Annotated in this window: 2 protein-coding genes; both read right to left on the bottom strand. The window is 40.2% G+C overall.

Annotated elements, in window-relative coordinates; all coding sequences use genetic code 11:
- Positions 1–1,188: tetratricopeptide repeat protein (locus Q0X89_RS06960; RefSeq protein WP_297692510.1), on the bottom strand; the 1,188-nt coding region annotated here is incomplete at its 3' end.
- A gap of 14 nt (positions 1,189–1,202) precedes the next feature.
- Positions 1,203–2,844 (bottom strand): T9SS type A sorting domain-containing protein (locus tag Q0X89_RS06955; protein ID WP_297692508.1); only part of this gene is annotated, 1,642 nt, incomplete at its 5' end.

The following is a 2,844-nucleotide window of genomic DNA, read 5'->3' as shown; positions in this document are numbered from 1 at the left end:
CTGTAAGTCAGCAATTTGTGCTTGCTGCTCTAACAACCCTATTTCATCTTCTTTCTTTTCAAGGTCAAATTCAAATTGGAGCCCTCGGATCTTATCATCGGTTTCTAGATTAAATAGAGAATCTTTCTTGGCAATTAATTGGGTTTGATATTTAAAAGCATTGATATAGTCACCCTGATCTGCGTATACCTGAGAAAGGCCCTTATAAATATCCTTAAGTTCAAATTTAATTTCCATTGCATTGGCTAGTGATTCAGCTTCCTGAAATGCCTTTAAAGCCTTTGGAAAGTTATTGTTCTGGTAAACCTTTCCAAGTTCAATCAGGGCTTGAACCATATACAGTTGTTGATTGGTCTCTTTAGCATTTTGGTAGGCCTGATCCAGGAAAGCAATAGCCTTTTGTTTATCACCCATTTTAAATTCCACTATACCCAATTTTGTAAGATTGTTAGAATAATCTGCGGTATTACGGGTCAATTGTAATGCATCCTGATAGTATTGCAAAGCATCTTCGTATTTCCCCTGCAGAAGGTATATTTCACCTATACCCATCGAGAAAGAGGTAGTAATTTGGGGATCATCTAAAGCAGGTAAAAACTTTGGGATGCGATTAAAGTATTCCAGAGCCTTGTCATAGTCTTTGGGGGTATCCCCATAGACGCCTCCAATATTTAACAAGGCTGAAGTAATCCTCAGGGTATCCTGTATTTTTTGAGCTATGCTTAAAGATCTCAGATAAAAATCAATCGCCTTGGTATTACTTCCCTGGCTATAGTATACGGCCCCTAAATTATTTGCCATGTTCGATATACCCTGTGGATCCTCAATGGTTTCAAATATTTCAAGAGATTTTGTCCAGTGTTCGAGAACTTGTATGTAATCTCCCTGATAGTAATAGGCCATCCCTATATTCTTTTCCGCATAAGCCTTCCCTCTTAAATAGCCTAACTCATCAGCAAGTGAACTGGCTTCTCTAGAAATTTTTAGCGAACCTGAAATATCCTCATTTTGAAGGATTGCCACACTTAAGGCATTCAGAATGATTACCTGAGTAGTATCCTGAGAACCCTCTTTAACTAACCTTTTAAGGCTGTCTATTTCAGATATTTGGGATATAAGGGGACCTGCCTTAAATAATAAGGCACATAATAGGGTAATACAGAATTTTTTATTTGCCAATAAACTCATATAGCTTCCTATAATTAGTCTTTTACCACCGTATAAACGTGCACATCGTCCTTGGTAGTGATCCTTATAAAATACATTCCCTCTGGATAGCCGGCCATATTTATCTCATGAGTAATTGGGCCATTTCTGCCATCTAAGGTGGTGTTAAGATATAAAATCCCATAGAAATCAAAGATATCCAGGGTAACCACCTCCGAAACATTCTGATCAATGTACAACAGTCCGCTCACCGGATTGGGGTACAACACGAAAGATATGCTTGTGCCAGCAATGCCCGAATCACATTTATTGGAATTGGCATTGGCACTGGAAGTCGTAGAACTTTTGTGTGTACTGTTCCTGCTGGTGAGCTCCCATTTCAGGATTTTCCCGTCACTGCCATCAAATCGTATTTGGAAGATGCCTTCACCTGGCAAGAAAATAAAAGGTAGCTCCCCCAGATATGGGGCGGTGCCGGTTAATTGGTTTTCCGGCCCTACGGCAATATAAATGGTCTCATCATTTGGATTCTCATAACGGTAATTGGCAATATAAAATAAGCCGTCCGGATCACTGAAATTTTCTTCCACACAGTCCAGGTAGGTTCTAATTTTACGGAGGTTATTGCCGGTTGGGTTTACATACAATACCCCGAACTGGCTATCATCTTCAGATATCGTGTAATTCTGTGGCTCCTCGATCCTGATAAAATAGACACCTGAAGCACCCTCGGTATATTCCACTCCATTAGCATCTTCAAAAATATACGAAATACCCTCTGGGAAAACATCGTCCTGCGTTTCATCATACTTATATCCCTCAATGGTAGTACTTATCAGAGAAGTGTCTATGATTGACCCCTGATCTATGATCAGATCTCCCGTTTCAACCGTTAAGGTGGCAGGATTAACCATTATGGTGCTGGAATCATATGTTATATTGAAATTAGCTCCGATGGGTGCAAAATAGGCGCCTGGATATGAATAATGCACTTCCGGCTCCGGTGTTACATCTAGCCCTGTGATAAGGTTTAAAGAATAGAATGTGGACACACTGCCTCCGGTTTCCGAATCATCATCAGCATTTAAGAGCGCAAATACCCGAGAATAATCGTTCCCATCATCTCCAACACCCAGATCGCCTTCATTTACGACGGCGACAAAACGGTTTTCAAAAGCTACTTCCCCAGTTAACAAATCTTCCCCATTTACAACTGCTACGAAGCGATTTACCACGGCGACAAAACGGTTTTCAAAATAATTGGCGAAATCTTCTACTTCCACGTCTATCAGGTCCATTTCGTTCACAACGGCTACAAATCTATTGCTGATGGTATTTTCAGTAGCCATCCAACTTCCGCCATCCAGGAGGTCCAATAGATTTTCTCCGTTGACAACGGCCACAAAACGGTTTATTAGTGCCAATGTATTATCTTTAAAAAATGTTGTATTGTGTGCTTCCGAAATATTGGCCAGGAAATCTGTATTATTTGATATTCCTGTTGTATCATAGTTATAATTCAAATCCAGAATAATGGCCTCCCCGTAAGTTGTTACAACCGGTTCGGGAATTATGGTAAGATCCTTTTTAGCAACCGAAAGAGAACCGTTTTTAAAAGTTACTATATACTCCGGGAGTTCAGTGACCTTTGTTGTACTGCAGTTTGCCGTGCCATCA

Source organism: uncultured Eudoraea sp. (assembly GCF_947258525.1).
In the GTDB taxonomy this organism is placed as follows: domain Bacteria; phylum Bacteroidota; class Bacteroidia; order Flavobacteriales; family Flavobacteriaceae; genus Eudoraea.
The sequence above is the reverse complement of the archived record's forward strand: the minus strand, read 5'-3'. Positions and strand labels throughout refer to the sequence as shown.